Origin of the sequence: Gryllotalpicola koreensis (assembly GCF_039538185.1) — a bacterium.
In the GTDB taxonomy this organism is placed as follows: Bacteria; Actinomycetota; Actinomycetes; order Actinomycetales; family Microbacteriaceae; genus Gryllotalpicola; species Gryllotalpicola koreensis.
Genome location: NZ_BAABBW010000005.1, coordinates 58,180 through 80,168, shown reverse-complemented (window position 1 = coordinate 80,168; position 21,989 = coordinate 58,180). Strand labels below are relative to the sequence as shown.

The window sequence follows — 21,989 nt, the reverse complement described above, 5'->3', positions numbered from 1 at the left end:
GGAAGGGATTCCGCAAGGCCCTCGGCGTGTTGCGGCGTGCGTGCGGCGTGTCGCGCCGAATCCCTTCCCTTAGCCTCAGCCGGATGCCTCAGGTGTGTGGCTGCCGCCAGCGCCCGCGATCTCCTAAGGTGATCCACGGCCAGATCCGCACGTGCCGAGGCTAGACCGGTGCGAAATGCATCTTCGATCACGATTCGGCGTACTTTTCGCACTCCCCAACGGGCTCCGCGTCAGATCACCAGGACGATCTTGCCGTAGGCGGGATCGTCCTCGAGGTGCTGGCGCGGGCGGCGCCGCAAGACTCGATAACCTTGAATCCATGCCCCGCACCGTCGAACTCGCAGTCATCCCCGGCGACGGCATCGGCCCCGAGGTCGTCGCCGAAGCGCTCAAAGTCCTCGATGCGGTCACCGCAGACAGCGACGTCACCTTCGCCAAGACGGAGTACCGGCTCGGCGCCGGGCGCTTCCTCGAGGACGGCGAGGTGCTGCCTGAGGCGGAGCTCGCCGAGATCAAGAAAGCGGATGCCATCCTGCTCGGCGCCGTCGGCGGGAAGCCCAACGACCCGAGGCTCGCTGCCGCGAACATCGAGCGGGGTCTGCTGCTCAAGCTGCGTTTCGAGCTCGACCACTACGTGAACCTGCGCCCGACCGTCGTCTACCCGACCGTCGAGAGCCCCCTGCGCAACCCCGGCGAGGTCGATTTCGTGGTCGTGCGCGAAGGCACAGAGGGGCCGTATGTCGGCAACGGCGGCAGCATCCGCATCGGCACACCGCACGAGATCGCGAACGAGGTGAGCGTCAACACCGCCTACGGGGTGGAGCGGGTCGTGCGGTTCGCCTTCGCCCAGGCATCCGCTCGCCGTAAGAAATTGACCCTCGTGCACAAGACCAACGTGCTCGTCTTCGCGGGCAAGCTGTGGCGCCGAATCGTCGACGAGGTGAGCATGGAGTTCCCCGAGGTCGAGGTCGACTACCTGCACGTCGACGCGGCGACGATCTTCCTGGTCACGGATCCTGCTAGATTCGACGTCATCGTCACCGACAACCTCTTCGGCGACATCCTCACCGACCTGGCCGGCGCAATCAGCGGCGGCATCGGGCTGGCGGCCTCGGGCAACATCAACCCCGACGGCACGTTCCCCAGCATGTTCGAGCCCGTGCACGGCTCCGCACCCGATATCGCCGGTCAGCAGAAGGCGGATCCGACGGCGGCCATCCTGTCCGTCGCGCTGCTGCTGACCCACCTCGGGCTGGCGGATGCCGCGGGCAGGGTCACCGCCGCGGTGCGGCAGGACCTCGCCGCCCGCACCGGCACGCGCTCGACCGCCGAAGTCGGCGATTCGATCGTCACGCTGCTCTCGTAAGGTTTATTCATGTCCCTGTCGCTCTCTCTCACCGACATCTCGCCGCTGCAGTTCGCGGTGACGCCGAACCCCACCCCGAAGTCCGATGCCGAGCGCGCGGAGATCCTCGCCGCCCCGGGCTTCGGCCAGTTCTTCACCGACCACATGGTCCAGATCCACTGGAGCGAGCGCGGCGGCTGGCACCGCGCCGCCGTCGAGCCCTATGCCAAGATCTCGCTCGATCCGGCCGCGGCCGTGCTGCACTACGCGCAGGAGATCTTCGAGGGGCTCAAGGCCTACCGCCACGCCGACGGCTCGATCTGGAGCTTCCGCCCCGACCAGAACGGCCTGCGCCTGCAGCGCTCCGCCCGCCGCCTCGCGCTTCCCGAGCTGCCGCTCGAGGTGTTCCTCGACTCGCTGAAGAACCTCGTGCGGCAGGACGCCGCCTGGGTGCCCGAGGGCGGCGAGACCAGCCTCTACCTGCGTCCCTTCATGTTCGCCTCCGAGGCGTTCCTCGGGGTGCGCGCGGCGCGCAAGGTGTACTACTTCGTGATCGCCTCGCCCGCGGGGGCCTACTTCAAGGGCGGTGTGCAGCCGGTGTCGATCTGGCTGTCGACCGACTACGCGCGCGCGGGGCACGGCGGCACGGGGGCGGCGAAGACCGGCGGCAACTACGCCGCGTCGCTGCTGCCCCAGCGGGAGGCGTACGCGCAGGGCTGCGACCAGGTGCTGTTCCTGCAGGACGGCAACCTCGAAGAGCTCGGCGGCATGAACCTCGTGCTCGTGAAGAAGGACGGCACGCTCGTGACGCCCGCCTCCGACAGCATCCTCGAGGGCATCACCCGCGACTCGCTGCTGCAGCTCGCGAAGGACCGCGGGCTCACGGTCGAGCAGCGCCCCGTGGCGATCGCCGAGTGGCGCGACGGCGTCGCGAGCGGCGACATCGTCGAGGCGTTCGCCTGCGGCACCGCGGCGGTGGTGAACCCCATCGCCCAGCTCAAGGCGAAGGACTTCACGATCGAGCTGCCCGTGCTGCCCGAGGGCGAGTCGCTCGCGATGTCGTTGCGCAAGGAGCTCACCGACATCCAGTACGGCCGCGTCGAGGACCGGCACGGCTGGCTCTATCGGCTGGACGCTGGGGGAGAGGCTCGATGAAGGTCGGCCGCTTCCAGCACGAGGGCGTGCTCAGCTACGGCATCCTCGACCCCGATGAGCAGGAGTGGGTGCTGCTCAAAGGCGACCCGATGTTCGCGGGGTACGAGCCGACCGGTGAGCGCGTCAAGATCACGGGTGTGACGCTCGTCGCCCCCGTCATCCCGCGGTCCAAGGTCGTCGGCGTCGGCAAGAACTACCAGGACCACGTCGAGGAGATGAAGTCGGTCACCGGCGGCGACGCCCCGAAGGAGCCGCTGCTCTTCCTCAAGCCCAACACCGCCGTCATCGGCCCGAACGAGCCCATCGTGCTGCCCGCGGTCTCGAACCGGGTCGAGCACGAGGGCGAGCTCGTCGTCGTCATCGGCAAGGTCGCGAAGAACGTGCCGGCCGAGCGGGCGCTCGAGTACGTCTTCGGCTACACGATCGGCAACGACGTCTCGGCGCGCGACCTGCAGGTCGCCGACGGGCAGTGGGCGCGCGCCAAGGGCTTCGACACCTTCGCGCCGCTCGGCCCCGTCATCGAGACCGAGTTCGAGCTGGCGGACGCCGCGATCCAGACCCGCGTCAACGGCGAGATCCGGCAGGACGGCAACATCTCCGACCTCATCTTCGATGTGCCGACGATCATCGCGCACGCCTCGGCCGCGTTCACGCTGCTGCCCGGCGACGTCATCATGACGGGAACGCCGGCGGGCGTCGGCCCGATCGTCGCGGGCGACACGGTCGAGGTCGAGGTCGAGGGACTGGGGATTCTGCGGAACCCGGTCAGAGCAGCGCAGGCAGAGTAGTCCCTATCGAGTCCGCGGCGCGGGCGACGTCGTGCTCGTCGTTCCACACGTGGAAGGCGACGCGGGCGTTGCCCGCCCGGCCGGAGACGGTGAGTCCGGCATCCGTCATCGCCCTCACATCGCGCCCGTCGGGGTCGGCCCACGTGACGATCGCCGAGTCCGCGGGCGGCCGCCCCAGGGCAGCGCGCAGCTCGTTCGCGAGGCCCACGTCGTGGGCACGGATGCCGGCGAGGTCGGCATCGGCGAACAGCTCAAGTGACGCGGCGGCGCCGACCCACGCCTGCCACGCGGGGGAGACGTCGAAGCGGCGCGCGTCGGCCGCGAGCGCGACGTCGGCGCCGTAGCAGGAAGCCCAGACGTCGTCGCCCGCGTACCACCCGGCTTGCACCGGCCGCAGCTCGCCCTGGAAGTCTTCGCTCAGCGTCATCAGGCTCGCGCCGCGCGGCGCGCACAACCACTTGTAGGCGTGCGCGACGGTCGCGTCGACCCGGCTCGCGTCGAAGTCCAGCCATCCGGCGGCCTGGGTGAGGTCGGCGAGCGTGCGCGCCCCGTGGCGCTCGGCCGCCTCGAGCACGGCGTCGGCGTCGGCGACGCGCCCGGTCGCGGACTGCACGAGAGAGAACGCGACCAGCCAGGTGCGCTCGGTGACGGCATCCGCCAGGCCCTCGAGCGGCACCTCGCGCACCCGCACGCCGCGGTGCGCCTGCTGCGCGAACGGCGCCCCCACCGAACTGAAGTCCCCGGCCGGGCAGAGCACCTCGGCACCGTCGGGCGCGGCGGCGGCGATGACGGATGCCTGCACCGACACCTGCGATCCGATGGCCACGCTCTCGGGCGAGACGTGGACCAGCCGCGCGTAGGCGTCGCGGCCCCGGGCGACCGCGTCCTCGTAGCGGGTGGTGCTCGTGTCGCCGCTCGCCCAGAGATCGAGATCGGCGGCGAGCGCCCGGCGCGCCCGCATCGGAGCGATGCCCATCGTGCACGCGGCGAGGTGGCCGGTGCCCGTGGGGAACTCGTCGTGGGGGAGCGCGGTCATGCGTCCAGGGTCGGCCCCGGAGAATCCATCACACAAGAACAGGTCAAGGATGGTTTCGATAACCGCTGGTTATGATGTGGGCGTGACTCTGACCCCCGCTGAACAGCTGCCCGAGCTCGACGCGCAGACCCTGCGCATCGTCGGAGCGATCGCCGAGCACGGCTCGATCACCGCCGCCGCCGAGGCGCTCGGCTACAGCCAGCCGGCCGTCAGTCAGCACCTGCGCCGCACCGAGCAGCGCCTCGGCCTCGCCCTCGCCGAGCGCATCGGCCGCTCCGTGCGCCTCACCGAGGCGGGCGAGGTGCTCGCGCGCCACGCCCGCACCATCACGAACGCCTTCGACGCGGCGGCCGGCGAGCTGGCCGAGCTCTCCGGGCTGCGCGCGGGGCGGGTTCGGCTGGCCGGCTTCCCGACCGCGTCCTCGACCGTGGTGCCGAAGCTCGTGAAGCAGCTTGCGGCCACGCATCCCGGGCTCTCCGTCAGCTATCTCGAGGCCGAGCCGCCCGAGGCGGTCGAGGCCGTCCGTGCCGGCTCCGTCGACGTGGCGATCACCTTCAGCTACCCGGGCGACCGCGTCGACCCCCATCAGGAGAGCGCGCAGGGGCTCAGCGTGGACTCCCTCTGGCAGGACGAGATGCTCGTCGCGCTGCCCGCCTCGCACCCCGCCGCGGCGCACGACCGCGTGCCGATCGACGAGCTCGCCGACGAGACGTGGATCGCCGGCTGCCCGCGCTGCCGCGGCCATCTGCTGCAGGTCACCGAGTCGGCCGGGTTCACGCCGACGATCGCCTACGAGACGGACAACTTCTCGGCGGTGCTGGGCATGGCGGATGCCGGCATCGGCATCGCCCTCGTGCCGGCGCTCGCGCTCGCCTCGACGCGCGTGCCCGAAGGCATCGTGCTGAGATCGACGGCCCGTGGCGACGCGCGCACGATCCACGTCGTGACGACGGAGGGGGCGAGCCGCGTGCCCGCCGTCGCGGCGACGCTCGAGGCGCTGCGCTCCCTCGATCTCGCCCGGCTGTCTCTGGAGGAAGCCTCCGTTCCTGCTCGATAAACTTGCTCGCGTATGTCTGACTCACGCGAGTACCCGTTCTCGACCGCGACCGGCACTGAGGTGCGCGTCCGGTTCTGCCCATCGCCGACCGGCACCCCGCACGTGGGTCTCATCCGCACCGCGCTGTTCAACTGGGCCTACGCCCGGCACACCGGCGGCAAGCTCATCTTCCGCATCGAGGACACCGACGCGGCCCGCGACAGCGAGGAGAGCTTCGAGCAGATCGTCGACGGACTCACCTGGCTCGGCATCGACTGGGACGAGGGCGTCGGCAAGGGCGGCCCGCACGAGCCCTACCGGCAGTCGCAGCGGTACGACATCTACCGCGACGTGGTCGCCAAGCTGCTGGCATCCGGTCACGCCTACGAGTCCTTCTCGACGGCGGAGGAGATCGACGCACGCAACGACGCCAACGGCCGGCCGCGCGCGCAGGGCTACGACAACTACGACCGCACGCTGACCGAGGAGCAGAAGGCGGCGTTCCGCGCCGAGGGCCGCGAGCCGGCCATCCGCCTGCGCGTGCCCGACGAGGACGTCGCCTTCGACGACCTGATCCGCGGCGAGATCACCTTCCCGGCGGGCTCGTTCGGCGACTTCGTCATCGTGCGCCCGAACGGGCATCCGCTCTACACCCTCGTCAACCCCGTCGACGACGCGCTGATGCAGATCACCCACGTGCTGCGCGGCGAGGACATCATGCCGTCGACCGGGCGCCAGATCGCGCTGTATCGGGCGCTGATCGATCTGGGCATCACGACCTTCATCCCGCGCTTCGGCCACATGCCCAGCGTGCTTGGCGACGGCAACAAGAAGCTCTCGAAGCGCGACCCGCAGTCGAACCTGTTCCACCACCGCGACCGCGGCTTCATCCCCGAGGGGCTCGACAACTACCTCGCGCTGCTCGGCTGGGGCTACTCGGCCGACCGCGACGTGTTCTCGATGGACGAGTTGGTCGAGAAGTTCGACATCGTCGACGTGAACCCCAACCCCGCGCGCTTCGACCAGAAGAAGGCCGAGTCGATCAACGGCGACCACATCCGGCTGCTCGACGTCGCCGACTTCGCGTCACGAACCGTTCCCTATCTGCAGGCTGCCGGGGTTTTGGGCGAGGTGGTGACGGATGCCGAGCGCGCGGTGCTGCTCAAGGCCGCGCCCCTCGTGCAGGAGCGCGTGCAGCTGCTCGGCGAGACGCCCGGCATGCTCGGTTTCCTGTTCACCTCCGCCGACGCCCTGGTTTATGAGGACGATGCGCTCGCGACGCTGACGGACGTCGCGCCGGCGATCCTCGAAGCATCCGTCGCCGCCCTCGAGCCGCTGGAGTCGTGGACGACGGTCGCCATCGAGGAGGCGCTGCGCGCCGCGCTGATCGAGAACCTCGGCCTGAAGCCGCGCGTCGCGTTCGGGCCGCTGCGGGTCGCGGCATCCGGTCGCCGCGTGTCGCCGCCGCTGTTCGAGTCGTTCGAGATCCTCGGGAAAGAGGAGACGCTGGCTCGTCTGCGGAAGCTGCATGACCGAGCCTGACGTCGTCGTCATCGGCGCCGGGCCGGCTGGGCTCACCGCTGCGCTGAACCTGGTGCGCGCGCGCCGCAGCGTGCTCATGGTGGACACCAACAGGCCCCGGCACGCGCCGACGCTCCACTCGCACGGCACGCTCGGGCTCGACGGCATCCCGCCGCTCGAGCTGCGCAAGGTTGGGCGCGAGCAGGTGCTCGCCTACCCGGGGGCCGCGCACACGACGGGTGTGGTGACGTCGGTCGGGGCTGACCTCACGGTGTCGGTCACGGGGCAGCGCGGCGGACCTGACCTTGAGCTGCGCCCGCGCGCGGTGCTCGTGGCAACGGGGCTGTCGGAGGTGCTGCCGAAGGTCGAGAACCTGCGCGCCTACTACGGAACAGCGCTGCACTCGTGCATCGAGTGCGATGCGTACGAGAAGAGCGGGCAGGCGCTCGCCCTGGTGGGAATCGGGCCGGACCTCGTCGTGCGGGCGCTCGAGATCGCGCACTGGGCGCCGGATCTGATCGTGTTCTCGAGCACTCTCCGTACGGAGGATGAGGCGCGGCTCGTCGCCGCCGGCATCGGTGTCGAGCGCGAGCCCGTGGTCGCGATCGAGGGGGAGCGCGCGGTCATGACCGGCATCCGTCTCGCATCCGGCCGCGTCGTCGCACGCGAGGGCGGATTCGTACGGCCCGAGTGGATTCCGCAGGTCGCGTTCTTGAGCGATACGGATGCCGCACTCGACGATCTCGGACGGGTCGTCGTCGACGCGCGCTTCCGCACCACGGTGCCCGGGCTCTACGCCGCGGGCGACGTGACGGCGCGCGAGCCCATGCAGATCGCGGTCGCGGCGGGGGAGGGCGCGGTGGTCGCCCGGACCATTCATCTCGACCTGCTCGACGCCCTCGCCGATTTCAGAGACGGCCTGCCCATCGGGTAAAGTGTTCTCTTGTGCCCGAGCTTCGGTTCCGGCCATTGGGGTATGGTGTAATTGGCAACACGGCTGATTCTGGTTCAGTTGTTCTTGGTTCGAGTCCAGGTACCCCAGCACTGAGTTGAGACAGTGCAAGAGCCCTCGCGATGCGAGGGTTTTCTTGTTTCTGGGCTTTCAGGAGCGCACGAGGCGCGCGATGGCGTCGCTCGCCTCCTTGATCTTGATCGTGATCTCGGTGTCGTCGCCACCCGTCTTCGCCGCGTCCAGGACGCAGTGCTTGAGATGGTCGTCCAGCAGTCCCACTGCCACGGCCTCGAGCGCGCTCTTGAGGGCGCTGATCTGGGTGAGGATGTCGATGCAGTACTGCTCCTCATCGACCATCTTCGAGATGCCCCGCGCCTGGCCTTCGATCCGCTTCAGCCGGTTCAGGTACTTGTCCTTGTCTGTGATGTAGCCATGCGTGTGCATGCTCGGTGCCTGTGGGGTGGACATCAGTTCTTCCTTCGCTCAGCGGTCACGTACAGCCCGGGCCTGCCCCGGGCTGATCGACCCGAGCTGAGACCGGGTCCCAGCCCGCAGCCCGCCAGAGATCCCGTTTCATTCTCCGATACAGAGATCCTGCTTCATTCTCCGATATACGGCTCGCGACGGCTCACGGCTCGTCATGCTGCTTGCCAGGATACCCCCCAGGGGTATGATCAAGCTCGTAACCCCGATGGGCATGGAGGACGCGATGCCACACGATCACGATCACACGCCAGATGCTGCGCTGAGCGCACCCGAGGAAGCGCTTGCGGTCTGTCCGGTGATGCCCACGAACGTCGTCGTGAAGGACGACGCCGAAGCGGCCGGCTTCTTCCGTGACTACCAAGGAGAGCGCTACTGGTTGTGCTGCGCCGGCTGCGGCCCCCGTTTCGATGCTGACCCTGAGCACTTCGCCGCGACTGCGCGGACGCTGCCATCCCCTCAGGAGGTGCTGGAGCGGCGCGCCGCATCGTCAGCGCACCGCCACGACGAGCACGCTGGGCACGATCACCACGTGCAGATGGATCACCACCAGATGGGACACGACCAGCACATGGGTCATGCGGGACATGACGCGCACGGCGGCCACGGCGGCCACGGCGATCATGTCGGCCGATTCCGTCGACTCTTCTGGATCATGCTCGGCTTCGCCATCCCGGTCGTGGCCTTCTCGAGCATGTTCTCGATGCTGCTGGGCTACGAGCTTCCTGACGCCGTGTGGATCAGCTGGATCTCGCCGGTCCTCGGCACGGTCATGTTCTTCTGGGGCGGTTGGCCGTTCCTCACCGGCGCCGTCTCGGAGATCCGCACGCGTCGGCCGGGCATGATGCTGCTGATCGGCCTCGCCATCACGGTGGCGTTCGTCGCCTCGCTCGGAGCAAGCCTCGGCGTTCTCGACCACCAGCTGGACTTCTGGTGGGAGTTGGCGCTCCTGATCGTCATCATGCTCCTCGGCCACTGGATCGAGATGCGGTCGCTGGCGCAGACCACGTCGGCACTCGACTCGCTCGCGGCGCTGCTTCCCGATGAGGCCGAAGTCGTCGACGGCGACGGTACCCGCACGGTCGCCCCCTCCGAACTCGCGGTCGGGGACGTCGTGGTGGTGCGACCGGGCGGCCGCGTTCCCGCGGATGGCCGTGTCAGGTCCGGCTCGGCGAGCATGGATGAGTCCATGATCACGGGCGAGTCTCGGACGGTGAGCCGCGGCGAGGGTGCATCCGTCGTGGCGGGCACCATCGCCACCGACTCCTCGATCCGCGTGGAGATCACCGCCGTCGGCGACGACACCACGCTGGCCGGCATCCAGCGGCTCGTCTCCGCGGCGCAGAACTCGTCATCGCGGGCGCAGCGGATCGCCGACCGGGCAGCGGCGTGGCTGTTCTGGTTCGCGCTCGGCGCCGGCGTGATCACGGCGATCGTGTGGATCCTGGTCGGATTCCCCGACGAGGCGGTGGTCCGCACGATCACCGTGCTCGTCATCGCCTGCCCGCACGCGCTCGGCCTGGCCATTCCGCTCGTCGTCTCGATCGCGACGGAACGGGCCGCCCGCGGCGGCGTCCTCATCAAGGATCGCCTCGCGCTGGAGAGCATGCGCACTGTCGACACGATTCTGTTCGACAAGACCGGCACGCTGACCACGGGCGAGCCGACGGTGACGGGAACCGCGGTCACCGGGTCGATGTCCGATGACGAGATGCTCGCCCTTGCTGCCGCAGCCGAGGCCGACTCCGAGCATCCTCTGGCCCGCGCCATCGTCGTTGCGGCACGCACTCGAGGCCTGAGCGTCCCGAGCGCGACGGACCTCACTTCGTCACCTGCCGTGGGCGTCACCGCAACGGTCGACGGCACGACGATCCGGGTAGGCGGGCCGAACCTCTTGGAAGAAGAGAATGCGGACGAGCTGCCCGTTGCCGATCAGTGGCGCGCGGAAGGCGCGATCATCCTGCACGTGCTCGCCGACGGCAAGGTGATCGGTGCGCTGCGGCTGGCCGACGCCGTCCGTGAGGAATCCCGCCAGGCGGTCGACGCGCTGCACGCGCTCGCGCGCCAGGTCGTGATGATCACGGGCGACGCCGAAGCGGTGGCGAACACCGTCGCCAAGGAGCTCGGCATCGACCGGGTCTTCGCGGGCGTTCGCCCCGCCGACAAGGCCGCCAAGGTCCAGCAGCTGCAGGCAGAGGGCCGCGCGGTGGCGATGGTCGGCGACGGCGTCAACGATGCTCCGGCACTCGCGCAGGCAGACGTCGGCATCGCGATCGGCGCAGGCACGGACGTCGCCATCGCGTCCGCCGGAGTCATCCTCGCCAGCTCCGACCCGCGCTCCGTGCTCTCCGTCATCCAGCTGTCCCGCGCGTCCTACCGGAAGATGACGCAGAACCTGTGGTGGGCGGCAGGCTACAACCTGCTGTCCGTCCCGTTGGCGGCCGGCATCCTGGCGCCGATCGGGTTCGTCCTGCCGATGTCGATCGGAGCCATCCTGATGTCCCTCTCGACCGTCGTGGTGGCGCTCAACGCCCAGCTCCTGCGCCGTCTCGACCTGCGCCCCGGGACGAGCGCGCGCGAGATCCTCGACGGCGCCTGATCCGCATCGCGTCCGTCTTGGGCCCGAAGGTACGCCGTCGGGATGATGTCCGGCTGTCGCGCCGAAGCTAATCTCGCATCATGACCCGTGACGCCACGCTCACTTCGACGCGTGTGCCCCTCAGGTCGGCTATCCGCGTTGCCCTGGCCGTGGTCGGAACGGTGTTCAATGTGGTCTTCTTCGTGTTTTACGCCCTGTTCCGAGTCGCCGACGATTGGGCCGTCGATCGAAGCGAGATGCATGGCGGATTCGACCAGAGCTATCTCCTCCCGCACGGCGATCTCGCCTGGCTCGTCGGCGCAGCAGCGGTTGTCGTGCTTCTGGTCTTTGACGTGCTCGTTGCTCTGCTACTGGTGGCGCCGGCGGCGCACCAGGCGCAGCGCGACCGTGACGACGAGCAAGAGGATGCCCGCGATGGCGATGGCCTGCCCGAGATAGTCGATCGCGGTGAAGTGCGGCTGGATCACGCCGCCGACGAACGGATTTGACGACGAGCCCCGCGTGACCTCTCCGTTGTTCGGGAGCAGTAGCCAGGCGCCCTCCGAGATGAGGATGCCGCCGATCGTCAGGGCGATGCCCAGCACGATGAGCGATCGGTGATCGAGCCGACTGTCCCGAGCTGCAGCGCGCATGTCGTTGAACGTACGCGATCCGCCGACGCGGTGCGAGAGACCCGACTAAGGTTTTCGCACGTCGCCGGCTGATAGCGTTCCCGCATGTCTGCGCCGGTCCCTTCTGCCGAGCTTCACCTGCACATCGACGGATGCCTCGAGTCGCCGTTGCTCGTCGAGATCGCGCGCCGCAACGGCATCCCTCTGCCCAGCTATGACCCCGACGTGCTCGACGCCCGCTACGCGTCGAGCGCGTCGACCACGGGCTGCGCGCCATGGAGGATCCGGAACTCGTGCGCCGACTCGCCGATGAGCAGATCGCGCTGACCGTGTGCCCGTTGTCGAACGTCGCGTTGCGTGCGGTACCGAGCATGGCGGAGCATCCGGTGTTCGCGATGCTCGAGGCGGGGCTGCGCGTTACGGTCTCGAGCGACGATCCGCCGTATTTCGGCGGCTACCTCGATCGGAACTGGGACGCACTCGTGGCCGCCGGAGCGAGCCGCGAGCAGCTCGTGCGGCTCGCGCGCAACTCCTTCGACGCCGCGTTCATCGACCACGCAGAGCGACAGGAGCATCTCGCTCGGCTCGATGACTGGGCTGCCGGGTCCCTCTAGCGTTCGCGCGGGCGTTATCCCCCTGCACCTGCCGGGTACCCGCCCGGCATGGATGCGTTGACCTTGACCCTCGGCGACCGGCGCTTCCTTCTGCGGCCGGGAACCAGTGCTCGCCGACTGGAACGACGGATCGTCGCAGCGATGCGCGAAGGCGCAGGCGTCGTCAGGCTCCACCTCGCTGGCGGCGAGGACGTGGATGTCGTCGTGAGCCGCTCTCTTCCTGTTACGGTGGAGCGAGCGCCCCAGGAAGAGCGCGCGACCGCGCCCGACGGCAGCTGGCACGCCGAGAAGCCCGTCGACTGGTGCGAGTACGCCTAGTTTCGGTCAGGCGACCGTCGGGCGGTACTTCCGGCGGGTCGAGTTCGTGATCGAGACGCGCGTGCCCGCGTTGACGAGGAAGACCCGCTGATCGAGCGGGTCGGCGTTGCGGACAAAGGTCAGGATGCCGTTGCCGCCTGCTGCGGCGATGGCCGTGATCTGGCCGAGCACCGCCTCGAACTCCGCGTCGTCGTCGAAGACGAAGGCCTCGCCATTGACATCGACGGTGTGCGTGGTGACGAAGTCATCGCTCATGCGTCCACCTTGGCACGCCGAGAAGCCCGTCGACCGGTGCGAGTACGCATCGAACTCACCCCTCGCGCGCGATATCCGCCTCGACGTGGCGGTAGCCGCCCGTCTCGTAGCCGACGATGACGACCATTGGTGAGAGCATCACGACGAACAGGCACCAGCCCAGCGGCACGCCGAACAACGCGAGTACGACCGCGAGCGCCAAGAACATGATCATGCCGACCGCGAGGCCGACATGAAAAGGATCGACCGCCCGGAACAGGATCGACCAGAGCCCGAAGTAGAGCAGGCAGAAGGCGAGCACGGGAACGGCCGTGCTGAGCACCACACCGACGGTGCCGATGGTCGCCTCGCCCTGGGCGGCGAAGGCGGCGACACGGATTCCTGCACCGACCGCCGCCACGGATCCGAAGAGCGCGATGTGTCCGTATGACCAGGCCCACTTCCTACTGCGATGGCGCGCGAGCACCGTGCCCGACGGGAAGATGAAGTAGGTCCACCAAAGTCCGAGCGTCGTGCCGATTCCGGCGACGACGATGAGCACTGCCTCAGTCGACCAGCCGACGTGTGCGACAACTGCGGCGACCGCGGCGATCGTGCCGAGCACCACCTCTCCGAGGGCGATGATCACGAAGAGCCCGTACCGCTCGGCGATGTGGCGTGCGTGCCAGGGTGTGCCGTGCCAGGCATCCCCACGCGCAGCTCCCTCCCACGTCGAGACGACTGGGCCCAACAGCTCGACGACCCAGAGCAGCACGACCAGAGTGCTCAGCAGAGCGACGCTCTCCACTCGCAGCAGCAGGAGCGCGAGCCAGCCCAGCTGCGCCCCTGCGGTGAACACGATGTAGAGGAGGGCGGTGCGCCGGTTGGCCGCGTCCTGTCGGGCGACCCGCGCCCACATCACGATCATCGAGATGCGCATGATGACGTAACCGGCCGCGACGATGCGGTAGTCGAGGGACTCACCATCGTCGATGGAATGGAACACGTCGGGCACGCCGAGCGCGAGTACCACGACGCCGACCATCTGCACGACGGTGAGCACCCGCTGCAGCCAATCGTCGGTGTCGAACGCCGAGGCGAACCATGTGTAGCTGATCCACGCCCACGTGATCGAGATCATGATGAACGCGAAGCCCCACACGCCCGCGGCGACATGCCCGCGGGCGAGGAACTCCGCGAGCTGGTCACTCGCCTGCGCGAAGGCCGCGACGAAGGTGAGATCGAAGAGCAGCTCGAGCGGGCTGGCAGCGCGGTGCGATTGGTTCGGGTCGCGCCCGACCATCGGGCGAAGGCGGAACCGCTGTGCGGGGGCGGTCTTCTCGACGCTCACGCGCATAGAGTAGGGCTTCGGCCCGCGCCACCTCCAGCATCCGCGCCCCTGTCTATCCTGCCGCTCATCTGGGAACGTGTCTGTTGTGAGTGACAGCACCCGGACCGAAACGAAACCGTCGCGGCGGCCGTGGAAGTACGTCGCGCGCCGCACTCTGGCCGAGTTCACGGCGGACCAGTGTCAGGATGCCGCGGCCGCTCTGACCTACTACGGCGTGCTCTCCGCCTTCCCCGCGCTGCTGGCGATCTTCTCGCTGCTCGGCGTCGTCGGCGAGGGCGGCAGCGCCGCCAAGGCCGTGCTGAAGATCATCGAGCAGGTGGCTCCCGGGGGCACCGTCGACCTGGTGAAGGGACCGATCGAGCAGTTCGCGTCGTCCTCTGCGGCCGGTCTCGGGCTCGTCGTCGGCATCGTGCTGGCCGTGTGGAGCGCTTCGGGCTACGTCGGCGGGTTCTCGCGCGTCATGAACCGCATCTACGAGATCGACGAGGGTCGGCCGTTCTGGGTGCTGCGCCCGCAGCAGCTGCTGATCACGCTGGTGCTCGTCGTGCTGATGGCCGTCATGGCGGTTCTGCTCGTCATCTCAGGTCCGCTCATCGGCGCGATCGGCGAGGCTCTCGGTGCCGGCGCCGCGGCGACCGCGGTCTGGTCGATCGCACGCTGGCCCGTCATGGTGCTCGTGCTGATCCTCGCCGTCGGCCTGCTCTACTGGGCGACTCCCAACGTCAAGCAGCGCTTCCGCCTCATCTCGCTCGGCAGCCTGATCGCGATCGTCGTGCTCGCGATCGCGACCCTCGCCTTCGGGTTCTATGTCGCGAACTTCGCGAACTACAACAAGTCGTACGGCTCGCTCGGCGGAGTGATCATCTTCCTCGTCTGGCTCTGGATCGCGAACAGCGTGCTGCTCTTCGGCGCCGAGTTCGACGCCGAGGTCGAGCGCAGCCGCGAGCTGCAAGACGGGCTGGATGCCGCGGAGGAGATCCAGCTGGCACCGCGCGGCACGCGGCAGAGCGAGAAGAGCGTCGAGAAGGCCGAGAAGCTCATTGCGGAAGGCCGGGATCTGCACGAGTCATGAGCGGGTGCGTGCACGGCGTTCTCAGTCGCTCTCCTGGGCATCCATAGCTCCCGCAGAAGTCGCTGCCCCACCGTGGCCATGAACCTAAGAGAGAGATAAAGGTCATGCTGCACGGGCTTCTGGCGCTCCGCATCACCGGGGGAGCCTTCCTCATCGTCGTCGACGCGCTGGCCGTCGCCGCCGGACTCGTCCTGATCAGTCGCCGGCCGACGCGGCGGTGGCTGCTGACCGTCGCCGCCGCAGCCGCAGGCGGGCTGGGATTCGGATATCTGCTGTGCTGGTTCGTCGGCGACAAGCTCGACCTGCTCGGCTTCTCGCCCACCCCGATCAGCCGCATGTGGGTCGCCCTGCTGACCGCCGGCATCGCGCTCGTCGTCGTGAACGTGACCGCCCGACCCACCTGGCGGCGGATGGCGGCGATCGGATGCCTGCCGCTGATCCTGCTCGCCGGCGCCGTCGGCATCAACGTCGACGCCGGCGCCTTCACGCATCTCGGGCAGGCGCTCGGTGTGCCGACGCGGGTGCTCGCGCGGGCGGCGCAGCTGCCGCACCGCGCCGCGACCGGCGCCGCGCCCGTCGCGGCGGACTGGCGCGCCGACGGCGCTCTGCCCGGCAAAGGGCGGCTGTACCGCGTCAGCATCCCCGGCAGGGTCTCGCACTTCCAGGCCCGCGACGCCGAGATCTATCTGCCGCCCGCGGCGCTCGCGAAGAACGCGCCGACCCTCCCCGTGATCTTCGGATTCTCGGGGCAGCCGGGCAGCCCGTCCGACCTGTTCGAGCTGGGCCACCTCGACAGCTACCTGAACGCCTACGCGCGGGCCCACCACGGGGTCGCGCCGATCGTGGTCGTGCCCGACCAGCTGGGGGCGCAGCACGGCAGGAACCCGATGTGCGTCGACTCGCCGCTCGGGAACGTCGCGAGCTATGTGAAGACGGATGTCGCGGGCTGGGTGCGTGCGCACCTGAACGTCGAGAGCAGCCCCTCGGGCTGGGGGCTGCTCGGGTTCAGCGAGGGGGCCACCTGCGCGAACCAGTTCCTCGCGGGCGACCCAGGACAGTTCAGTGCCGAACTGTCGATCTCGAGCGAGCTGGCCCCGTGGAACGGCCCGAGCACGGTGGCCGAGGCCTTCCACGGCTCGGCGGCGGCGTACGCCGCGGCGAGTCCGGAGTCCCTGCTGCGTCATGGCGCGCCCTATCGGCACGCCTTCGCGGAATTCGCCGTCGGCGCGAATGACGCGCGGTACCGTTCGAATGCGGTCGCCCTCGACGCGGCGGCGAAGGCGGCGGGGATGACGACGACGTTGACGATCTCACCGGGGTCTGCGCACGACTGGAACACGGTGCGCTATGCGCTGAGCCACGACCTGGCGCCGCTCGTCGAGCACCTGGGGGAGTCGGCGTGAGGCAGGGCCAGCGGCTCGGGGCGCAGCTCGCCCGGCATCCGTTCAGCTCGACCATGGCCGCGCTGTATCTCGTCGTCGCGGTGGTGACGGGCCCGTTCTCCGGCCCCGACCGCATGCTGCGCCAGCGTTTCTGGGTCGTGCTCGGCTCGGACGAGCCCGTCTCGCACTGGTGGAGCCCGATGACGGGCATGCTGTTCGCGGGCGGGTTGCCCGAGCTCGCAGTGGCCGTTCTTGGGAGCCTCGTGCTGCTCGGCGCCTCCGAGCGGCTGATGGGGTGGCGGCGCACCGCGCTGGCGTTCGCCGTCACGGCGATCGTCGGCACGACCGTCGGCGCCGGCCTCATCGTGCTGGGCGAGCTCGACAATGTGTCGTGGGCGCGCAGCATCGCGCGCATCGCGACGGTCGACCCGCAGTCGGGCATCTTCGGGGCGATCGCGGCCGCGAGCGCGTTCGCGGGCGTGCTGTGGCGGCGGCGCATCCGTCTGATCACCGTGCTCGTCTCGCTCGTCTTCCTGCTGTACTCGGGCGAGCCAGCCGATGTGTATCGGTTGACGGCGACGATCGCCGGTCTCGGGCTGGGGATGCTGCTGACCAGGCGGCGGCGCACCGGCTGGACGCGCAGCTCGCAGCACGAGGTGCGCCGGCTGCTCGCCGCCGCCACGGCCCTGACGGCCGCGGGGCCGATCATCGCGCTGTTCACCCGAAATCGGGTCGGGCCGCTGGGGCCGATCGGCATGCTGCTGGCGGCGCCCGACGCGCTGAGCCCGCGTCAGGTGGCGACGCGCTGCGACCTGTTCCAGCTGTCGCGGGCGTGCGTCGACCAGCTCACGCTTGCGCGCATCGCGGGGCCGGGGCCGATCGTCGTGTCGGTCGTTCCGCTCGTCTTGCTGCTGCTGGCCGCGTGGGGGCTCGCGCGCGGGCGGCGCGCCGCGGTCTGGCTCGCCGTCGGGGTCGAGGTGCTGCTCGGCGGGCTCGCAGCCGTCTACTTCGGGCTGGTGCCGATCGCCGTGCAGAACCCCGGGCTCGGCGCCTATCGCGACGTGCAGTTCCAGTTCGACGCCGTGCTCTCGATCGGGCTGCCACTGGCCATCGCCGTGGCTCTGATCGCCGCGCGGCGTAACTTCCCGGTGCCGAGCGCGGTCGGCGCGCTGCCCCGCTTCGGGGTGATCGCGGCGGGCGCACTGCTCGTTCTCGGGGGTACGTACTTCGCGGTGCTGCTGCTCGGGCAGGAGCATGTGCTCGGGGCGCACGCCGCGCCGGGGCGTCTGCTCGCCTCCACCCTCGAGCGCTTCGTGCCGGTCGCCTTCCTCGGTGGCGACGGCGCGCTGGTCGTGCCCGTGTCGGTGCTCGGCCGACTTGTCGCGCACGTGGTCGGACCCGTGTTCTGGCTCGTCGTCGGCGCTGCCGCGCTGCGGCCGCTGTTCGGGGCGAGCACGCCGCGACCGGACGGAGATGCCGCCGCAACCCGGCGCATCGTCGAGAGCGGCGGCGATTCGCTCGGCTTCATGACCCAATGGGCGGGCAACTCCTCATGGATCTCCGCCGACGGCGCGGCCGCCGTCGCCTACCGCGTGGTCGGCCGGGTCGCTGTGACGGTCGGCGGCCCGATCGGCCGCGTGGACGACCCCCGCGCCGTCGTCGAGGGGTTCGCGCGGCACTGCGACGACAACGGGTGGATGCCGGTGTTCTACAGCGTCGACGCAGGCCTGTCTGCGACCTTCGCGGCGCTCGGCTGGCAGCGGCGGATGGTGGCGGAGGAGGCGGTGCTGAACCCGCTCGAGATCGACTTCGTGGGGCGCAGGTGGCAGAAGGTGCGCTCGTCCGTGAACCGGGCGGGCCGCGAGGGACTGCGCGCGCTGTGGTCCGCGTGGGCGGAGCTGCCGCGGCACGTCGCGCGCCAGCTGACCGAGATCTCGGAGGAATGGGTCGCGAAGAAGGAGCTGCCCGAGATGGGCTTCACTCTCGGCGGCCTCGACGAGGCCCGCGACCCCGCCGTGCGCCTCATGGTCGTGCTCGACGCCGACGACCGTGTGCATGCCTTCACGAGCTGGCTGCCGGTGTACCGCGACGGCGTCGTGGTCGGCTACACCAACGATCTGATGCGGCGGCGCCCCGGCGGGACCCACGGCTCGATGGAGTTCGCGATCGCCGAGGTCATCGCGCGCCTGCGCTCAGAGGGCATCGGCCTGCTGAGCCTGTCGGCGGCACCGCTCGCCCGCGTCACGGCATCCGAGCCGGACGGGCTCGACGACCTGCTCGAACGGCTGTCGCGCCGTCTCGAGCCGGCCTACGGCTTCCGCAGCCTGCTCGATTTCAAGCTCAAGTTCCAGCCCGAGCTGCGCCCCTTGCTGATCGCCTACCCCGACGCGGCGGCGCTGCCCGAGATCGGCCTCGCGCTCGTGCGCGCCTACCTGCCCACCCTGTCGCTCGCGCAGGCGTCGCGGCTTGTGCGCGAGCTCTCGAGCCGCACCGCGCGGGCGGAGGCGGAGGCCGAGCCGCAGGGCACGAGCGCCTGAGCCGGGCGAGCCGGGCTCGGCCGCGCCTGGCAGGCAACGGTCAGAGGCCGCCCCTAATCTCGACAACGATGAGCAGGCGGAGGCGAGGCAGACGGCGTACGCGGCGTGTTGTCGGCGCCGTCATCGGCACGGTCGCGCTCGTGGCGGGGCTCGTCGTAGCCGGCGTCGTCGGGGTGGCCATCGCGGCGTCCAAGGCGCAGCCGCAGGCATCCGATTCGCCCGCTTTCGCCCTGCCGGCGTGCCCCGCCGCCGACCCCGTGACGGTCGGCGACATCGTCGTGCCGCGCGGGCCCGTCGCCGGGTACTGCCAGGCCAGGCTCGTGAACGCGGCGCAGGTGATCAGGGCCGCGCAGTCGCTCGGCATCGGCACGCACACGCAGGCCGTCGGCGTGATGACCGCGATCGGCGAGAGCGGGCTCGTGAACCTCGACTACGGCGACGCGGCCGGGCCCGACAGCCGCGGCCTGTTCCAGCAGCGCGACAACGGGGCGTGGGGCACCTATGCCGAGCGGATGGACCCGTACACGGCGGCGTTGCACTTCTTCCAGAAAGCGATCAGGGTTCCGGGGTGGCAGACGATGGAGCCGACCGCGCTCGCGCACGCCGTGCAGCGCAATGCCGACCCCGGGTATTACGCGAAGTACTGGCCGGAGGCCGAACAGATCGTCGCGGCGCTCAACCCCGCGGGTCGCTGAGACCCGACGTCATGGCCGCCGCCACGGCCTCGGCACCGGGGAACGGCTCGGTCGCGAGCCCGGCGACCACGCCGCGCCGGTCCGCCTCAGAGCGGTTCTGGCTCAGCTTCGCCTTGCCCTCGACCTTCTCGACCGCGACCTCGATGCCGACGATGCCGGAGAGCTGCATGTCGAGGTACTCCGGCGGGGCATCCGTCACGGCCCACGCATCGCTTCTGCCGGACTCGTGCAGCTCCGTCAGCTCGGTGACGGCGGCACGCAGCCATTCGGGGTCGTCGTGCACCGTGATCGGGCCGCTCAGGTGCACGGCCGAGTAGTTCCAGGTCGGCACGACCTTGCCCGCCTCGGCCTTCGCCGCGTACCAGCCGGGGTGGATGTAGGCGTCGGGCCCCGTGACGATGAGCAGAGCCGGTGCGCCGTTCGTGATCGCACGCCAGTGGCGGTTCGCGCGGGCCAGATGGGCGATGACGGTGCCGTTCTCGCCGCGGCCGCCGTCGCCCGGCCGCCAGATGATCGGCAGCAGCGACGCCTGCGGCACGCCGTCAGGCGCCGCCGTGACGAGCCACGCGACGCGGGCCTCGGCGACCATGCGCCGGATCTCCGCCTCGTCGTCGACCTGGTTGAAGCGCGGCGTGTACATGGGTCGAGGCTAGCGGGGGTACCTGGCAGGCATGGGCAGGATCTATGACGAGAACGCCGTCGAGCTCGGGCACGCGCAGCGGCTCTCGGTCTCGGGACTGATGCTGAACGTGAACCGCGCCTCGAACGGCGAGTGGCTGGTCGACGCCGGCGGCACCGATGTGGTGGCGATCCGGGCGGCAGAGGGCGGCGGATTCGTCGTGGGCGCCGGTGCCGCGCCCGCCTATCGCAGCGCCTTCCCCGCGGCGATGCAGCTGGCGCTGCGGCGGCTCGGGTTCTAGCGACCGCTCAGAGCGCGGCGACGGCCTTGATCACGGGCGACCAGCGCGCCGCGTACTCGGCGAGCTTCGGGTCATCGACATAGGCGGAGTCGAGCTGGTACAGCCCGGGCGCGGGGGTGATCGCCCCGAGTTCGACCAGTACGGGCTTGAGCAGCAGCTCGGGAGCGAGGGCGTGCCCTGGGCCTGCGCCGAGCATGAGCGGGACCGCGACGACGCCTTCGAGGCCGGTCGCGGTCGCGAACTGGTCGAGGAACAGCTTGAGCAGGCCGGTATATGTCGCCTTGAACGTGGGGGAGGCGAAGATCGCGAGATCGGATGCCTGCACCTGGGCCACCGCGGCCGTGACGTTCTCGTCGCCCCAGCCGATGAGCCCGGGCCCGAGCTCGATGAGGTCGATCAGCTCGACCTCGTCTGCACCGAGGGCGGTCGCAAGCCGCTGCGCGGCATCGGCGGTGCGGGAGGCGGGCTTCGGGTTGCCGACGACGGCGACTGCTCTCATGCCGACAGTCTGTCGTGTGCTCTGCTCGTAGGGTGACTGTATGACGGATGTTGCGCGCCACGAGACCGAGGTGCGCGGTGCGCGCCTGAGCTGGACTGAGACGGGGCAGGGGCCGACCGTCATCTGGGCGCACGGCATGACCTCGAGCGGCTGGGCGCAGGAGCGCGGCGGCATGTTCGACTGGTCTCCGGTCTCGGATGCCGGGCACCGGCTCGTGCGCTACGACGCGCGCGGCCACGGGGCCTCGACCGGAACCACGGCCGAGGGCGACTACACCTGGCCGGAACTCGCGCAGGATCTGCTCGCGCTGCTCGACCACATCGCCCCCGGCGAGCAGGTCGACGGCATGGGCTCATCCATGGGCACCGCGACGCTGATCTATGCCGCGCTCGCCGAGCCGTCGCGCTTCCGCCGGCTTGTGCTCACGAGCGCGCCGACCGCCTGGCAGACCCGCGCGGGGCAGGCCGAGGTCTACCGCAACCTCGCGACGCTGATCGAGACCAGGGGGCTCGGGGCGTTCCTCGAGCTGATGGCGTCGAACGAGGCGCCTCTGCCCGAGGCGTTCCAGGGCCTCGACGCCGACGCGTTCACGCCACAGGTCGGCGAGGCGCTCGCCCCGACGGTGCTCCGCGGCGCCGCCCTGAGCGACCTGCCGCCCGTCGACGCGATCGCCGCGATCGACGTTCCGGTCCTGCTGCTGCCGTGGGCGGGCGATCCCGGGCATCCCGTCGTGACATCCGAGATCCTGCGCGACAGCCTTCCGAACGCGCGGATGCAGCTCGGCCGCTCCCTCGCCCAGCTGCGGGGCTGGGGCGAGGAAGCGGCCGAGTTCCTGCGTTAG

General features: G+C 69.9%; 24 protein-coding genes and 1 tRNA gene. 18 read left to right on the top strand and 7 right to left on the bottom strand.

Features of this window, described 5'->3' with window-relative positions; genetic code table 11:
* Positions 1-319 precede the first annotated feature (319 nt).
* Genes ABD708_RS14815 through ABD708_RS14805 form a run of 3 tightly spaced genes read left to right on the top strand, consistent with a single transcriptional unit; the run spans position 320 to position 3,288 of the window.
* A complete protein-coding gene (locus tag ABD708_RS14815) occupies positions 320-1,366 on the top strand; it encodes a 3-isopropylmalate dehydrogenase (protein ID WP_344755811.1) in 1,047 nt (348 codons plus the stop codon).
* A 9-nt stretch (positions 1,367-1,375) separates the two neighbouring features.
* Positions 1,376-2,500, top strand: a complete 1,125-nt coding sequence (locus ABD708_RS14810) for a branched-chain amino acid aminotransferase (RefSeq protein WP_344755810.1) — start codon at positions 1,376-1,378, stop codon at positions 2,498-2,500.
* Positions 2,497-3,288, top strand: a complete 792-nt coding sequence (locus ABD708_RS14805; RefSeq protein WP_344755808.1) for a fumarylacetoacetate hydrolase family protein — start codon at positions 2,497-2,499, stop codon at positions 3,286-3,288. Before ABD708_RS14810 ends, ABD708_RS14805 begins: the two co-directional genes overlap by 4 nt.
* On the opposite strand, the gene ABD708_RS14800 is transcribed toward ABD708_RS14805, so the two are convergent.
* Positions 3,266-4,324 (bottom strand): aminotransferase class V-fold PLP-dependent enzyme, encoded by a 1,059-nt coding sequence (locus ABD708_RS14800; protein ID WP_344755806.1) that lies wholly within the window; start codon positions 4,322-4,324, stop codon positions 3,266-3,268. The two genes, ABD708_RS14805 and ABD708_RS14800, sit on opposite strands and share 23 nt — an antisense overlap.
* Before the next feature lie 82 nt (positions 4,325-4,406).
* On the opposite strand from ABD708_RS14800, the gene ABD708_RS14795 reads away from it, so the two are divergent.
* From ABD708_RS14795 to ABD708_RS14780, 4 genes are all read left to right on the top strand, one after another.
* Positions 4,407-5,381, top strand: coding sequence for a LysR family transcriptional regulator (locus ABD708_RS14795; RefSeq protein ID WP_344755804.1), 975 nt, complete (start codon positions 4,407-4,409; stop codon positions 5,379-5,381).
* 12 nt (positions 5,382-5,393) lie between these two features.
* A complete protein-coding gene (gene gltX / locus ABD708_RS14790) occupies positions 5,394-6,902 on the top strand; it encodes a glutamate--tRNA ligase (RefSeq protein ID WP_344755802.1) in 1,509 nt (502 codons plus the stop codon).
* On the top strand, positions 6,889-7,815 hold the full coding sequence (locus ABD708_RS14785; protein ID WP_344755800.1) for an NAD(P)/FAD-dependent oxidoreductase: 927 nt from the start codon (positions 6,889-6,891) through the stop codon (positions 7,813-7,815). Before gltX ends, ABD708_RS14785 begins: the two co-directional genes overlap by 14 nt.
* A gap of 36 nt (positions 7,816-7,851) precedes the next feature.
* Positions 7,852-7,923 (top strand) — tRNA-Gln (locus ABD708_RS14780).
* 60 nt (positions 7,924-7,983) lie between these two features.
* On the opposite strand, the gene ABD708_RS14775 is transcribed toward ABD708_RS14780, so the two are convergent.
* Both ABD708_RS14775 and ABD708_RS19500 read right to left on the bottom strand, forming a co-directional pair.
* Positions 7,984-8,301 carry a metal-sensitive transcriptional regulator gene (locus ABD708_RS14775; RefSeq protein ID WP_344755798.1) on the bottom strand — a complete coding sequence of 106 codons (318 nt, stop codon included), beginning with the start codon at positions 8,299-8,301 and terminating at the stop codon, positions 7,984-7,986.
* Between the two features lie 505 nt (positions 8,302-8,806).
* On the bottom strand, positions 8,807-8,941 hold the full coding sequence (locus ABD708_RS19500) for a hypothetical protein (protein WP_425553305.1): 135 nt from the start codon (positions 8,939-8,941) through the stop codon (positions 8,807-8,809).
* A gap of 30 nt (positions 8,942-8,971) precedes the next feature.
* Here ABD708_RS19500 and ABD708_RS14770 point away from each other — a divergent pair, with 30 nt between their 5' ends.
* From ABD708_RS14770 to ABD708_RS14750, 5 genes are all read left to right on the top strand, one after another.
* Positions 8,972-10,915, top strand: coding sequence for a heavy metal translocating P-type ATPase (locus ABD708_RS14770; protein WP_425553304.1), 1,944 nt, complete (start codon positions 8,972-8,974; stop codon positions 10,913-10,915).
* A gap of 80 nt (positions 10,916-10,995) precedes the next feature.
* Positions 10,996-11,403, top strand: a complete 408-nt coding sequence (locus tag ABD708_RS14765; RefSeq protein ID WP_344755796.1) for a hypothetical protein — start codon at positions 10,996-10,998, stop codon at positions 11,401-11,403.
* 228 nt (positions 11,404-11,631) lie between these two features.
* Positions 11,632-11,853 (top strand): hypothetical protein, encoded by a 222-nt coding sequence (locus ABD708_RS14760; protein ID WP_344755794.1) that lies wholly within the window; start codon positions 11,632-11,634, stop codon positions 11,851-11,853.
* The gene (locus ABD708_RS14755; RefSeq protein ID WP_344755792.1) at positions 11,820-12,140 is read left to right on the top strand and encodes a hypothetical protein; all 321 of its coding nucleotides are present in this window, start codon (positions 11,820-11,822) and stop codon (positions 12,138-12,140) included. The genes ABD708_RS14760 and ABD708_RS14755 overlap by 34 nt, the downstream gene beginning before the upstream one ends.
* 48 nt (positions 12,141-12,188) lie before the next feature.
* Positions 12,189-12,458 carry a hypothetical protein gene (locus tag ABD708_RS14750; protein ID WP_344755790.1) on the top strand — a complete coding sequence of 90 codons (270 nt, stop codon included), beginning with the start codon at positions 12,189-12,191 and terminating at the stop codon, positions 12,456-12,458.
* 6 nt (positions 12,459-12,464) lie between these two features.
* Here ABD708_RS14750 and ABD708_RS14745 read toward each other — a convergent pair whose 3' ends face one another.
* Together ABD708_RS14745 and ABD708_RS14740 are read right to left on the bottom strand one after the other, a co-directional pair.
* Complete coding sequence (locus ABD708_RS14745; RefSeq protein ID WP_344755788.1) at positions 12,465-12,713, bottom strand: hypothetical protein; 249 nt, start codon at positions 12,711-12,713, stop codon at positions 12,465-12,467.
* Positions 12,714-12,768: 55 nt separating this feature from the next.
* Positions 12,769-14,043, bottom strand: a complete 1,275-nt coding sequence (locus ABD708_RS14740; protein WP_344755786.1) for a low temperature requirement protein A — start codon at positions 14,041-14,043, stop codon at positions 12,769-12,771.
* Positions 14,044-14,128: 85 nt separating this feature from the next.
* Between ABD708_RS14740 and ABD708_RS14735 the strand changes: the two genes are divergently transcribed.
* The 4 genes from ABD708_RS14735 (at position 14,129) to ABD708_RS14720 (ending at position 19,729) form a co-directional block, all read left to right on the top strand.
* Positions 14,129-15,115: a YihY/virulence factor BrkB family protein gene (locus tag ABD708_RS14735; RefSeq protein WP_344755784.1), complete on the top strand. Its 987-nt coding sequence runs from the start codon at positions 14,129-14,131 to the stop codon at positions 15,113-15,115.
* Between the two features lie 104 nt (positions 15,116-15,219).
* Positions 15,220-16,518, top strand: coding sequence for an alpha/beta hydrolase (locus tag ABD708_RS14730; RefSeq protein WP_344755782.1), 1,299 nt, complete (start codon positions 15,220-15,222; stop codon positions 16,516-16,518).
* Entirely contained in the window at positions 16,515-19,034 is a 2,520-nt protein-coding gene (locus tag ABD708_RS14725) for a bifunctional lysylphosphatidylglycerol flippase/synthetase MprF (protein WP_344755780.1), read from the top strand. Before ABD708_RS14730 ends, ABD708_RS14725 begins: the two co-directional genes overlap by 4 nt.
* A gap of 68 nt (positions 19,035-19,102) precedes the next feature.
* Positions 19,103-19,729, top strand: a complete 627-nt coding sequence (locus ABD708_RS14720; RefSeq protein ID WP_344755778.1) for a hypothetical protein — start codon at positions 19,103-19,105, stop codon at positions 19,727-19,729.
* On the opposite strand, the gene ABD708_RS14715 is transcribed toward ABD708_RS14720, so the two are convergent.
* Positions 19,710-20,369 (bottom strand): FMN-binding negative transcriptional regulator, encoded by a 660-nt coding sequence (locus ABD708_RS14715; protein WP_344755776.1) that lies wholly within the window; start codon positions 20,367-20,369, stop codon positions 19,710-19,712. The two genes, ABD708_RS14720 and ABD708_RS14715, sit on opposite strands and share 20 nt — an antisense overlap.
* 31 nt (positions 20,370-20,400) lie before the next feature.
* Here ABD708_RS14715 and ABD708_RS14710 point away from each other — a divergent pair, with 31 nt between their 5' ends.
* Positions 20,401-20,649 (top strand): hypothetical protein, encoded by a 249-nt coding sequence (locus ABD708_RS14710; protein ID WP_344755774.1) that lies wholly within the window; start codon positions 20,401-20,403, stop codon positions 20,647-20,649.
* Between the two features lie 7 nt (positions 20,650-20,656).
* Here the strand turns inward: ABD708_RS14710 and ABD708_RS14705 are convergent, their stop codons facing one another.
* A complete protein-coding gene (locus ABD708_RS14705) occupies positions 20,657-21,148 on the bottom strand; it encodes an NADPH-dependent FMN reductase (RefSeq protein ID WP_344755772.1) in 492 nt (163 codons plus the stop codon).
* Positions 21,149-21,188: 40 nt separating this feature from the next.
* Here ABD708_RS14705 and ABD708_RS14700 point away from each other — a divergent pair, with 40 nt between their 5' ends.
* Positions 21,189-21,989 (top strand): alpha/beta fold hydrolase, encoded by an 801-nt coding sequence (locus ABD708_RS14700; RefSeq protein WP_344755771.1) that lies wholly within the window; start codon positions 21,189-21,191, stop codon positions 21,987-21,989.

Bases quoted from the DNA above. Each gene is read 5' to 3' on its own strand.
- ABD708_RS14815 (WP_344755811.1), top strand. From the start codon at position 320: ATGCCCCGCACCGTCGAACTCGCAGTCATCCCCGGCGACGGCATCGGC.
- ABD708_RS14810 (WP_344755810.1), top strand. From the start codon at position 1,376: ATGTCCCTGTCGCTCTCTCTCACCGACATCTCGCCGCTGCAGTTCGCG.
- ABD708_RS14805 (WP_344755808.1), top strand. From the start codon at position 2,497: ATGAAGGTCGGCCGCTTCCAGCACGAGGGCGTGCTCAGCTACGGCATC.
- ABD708_RS14800 (WP_344755806.1), bottom strand. From the start codon at position 4,324: ATGACCGCGCTCCCCCACGACGAGTTCCCCACGGGCACCGGCCACCTC.
- gltX (WP_344755802.1), top strand. From the start codon at position 5,394: ATGTCTGACTCACGCGAGTACCCGTTCTCGACCGCGACCGGCACTGAG.
- ABD708_RS14785 (WP_344755800.1), top strand. From the start codon at position 6,889: ATGACCGAGCCTGACGTCGTCGTCATCGGCGCCGGGCCGGCTGGGCTC.
- ABD708_RS14775 (WP_344755798.1), bottom strand. From the start codon at position 8,301: ATGTCCACCCCACAGGCACCGAGCATGCACACGCATGGCTACATCACA.
- ABD708_RS19500 (WP_425553305.1), bottom strand. From the start codon at position 8,941: ATGATCGCCGTGGCCGCCGTGGCCGCCGTGCGCGTCATGTCCCGCATG.
- ABD708_RS14770 (WP_425553304.1), top strand. From the start codon at position 8,972: ATGCTCGGCTTCGCCATCCCGGTCGTGGCCTTCTCGAGCATGTTCTCG.
- ABD708_RS14765 (WP_344755796.1), top strand. From the start codon at position 10,996: ATGACCCGTGACGCCACGCTCACTTCGACGCGTGTGCCCCTCAGGTCG.
- ABD708_RS14760 (WP_344755794.1), top strand. From the start codon at position 11,632: ATGTCTGCGCCGGTCCCTTCTGCCGAGCTTCACCTGCACATCGACGGA.
- ABD708_RS14750 (WP_344755790.1), top strand. From the start codon at position 12,189: ATGGATGCGTTGACCTTGACCCTCGGCGACCGGCGCTTCCTTCTGCGG.
- ABD708_RS14745 (WP_344755788.1), bottom strand. From the start codon at position 12,713: ATGAGCGATGACTTCGTCACCACGCACACCGTCGATGTCAATGGCGAG.
- ABD708_RS14730 (WP_344755782.1), top strand. From the start codon at position 15,220: ATGCTGCACGGGCTTCTGGCGCTCCGCATCACCGGGGGAGCCTTCCTC.
- ABD708_RS14720 (WP_344755778.1), top strand. From the start codon at position 19,103: ATGAGCAGGCGGAGGCGAGGCAGACGGCGTACGCGGCGTGTTGTCGGC.
- ABD708_RS14715 (WP_344755776.1), bottom strand. From the start codon at position 20,369: ATGTACACGCCGCGCTTCAACCAGGTCGACGACGAGGCGGAGATCCGG.
- ABD708_RS14710 (WP_344755774.1), top strand. From the start codon at position 20,401: ATGGGCAGGATCTATGACGAGAACGCCGTCGAGCTCGGGCACGCGCAG.
- ABD708_RS14705 (WP_344755772.1), bottom strand. From the start codon at position 21,148: ATGAGAGCAGTCGCCGTCGTCGGCAACCCGAAGCCCGCCTCCCGCACC.
- ABD708_RS14700 (WP_344755771.1), top strand. From the start codon at position 21,189: ATGACGGATGTTGCGCGCCACGAGACCGAGGTGCGCGGTGCGCGCCTG.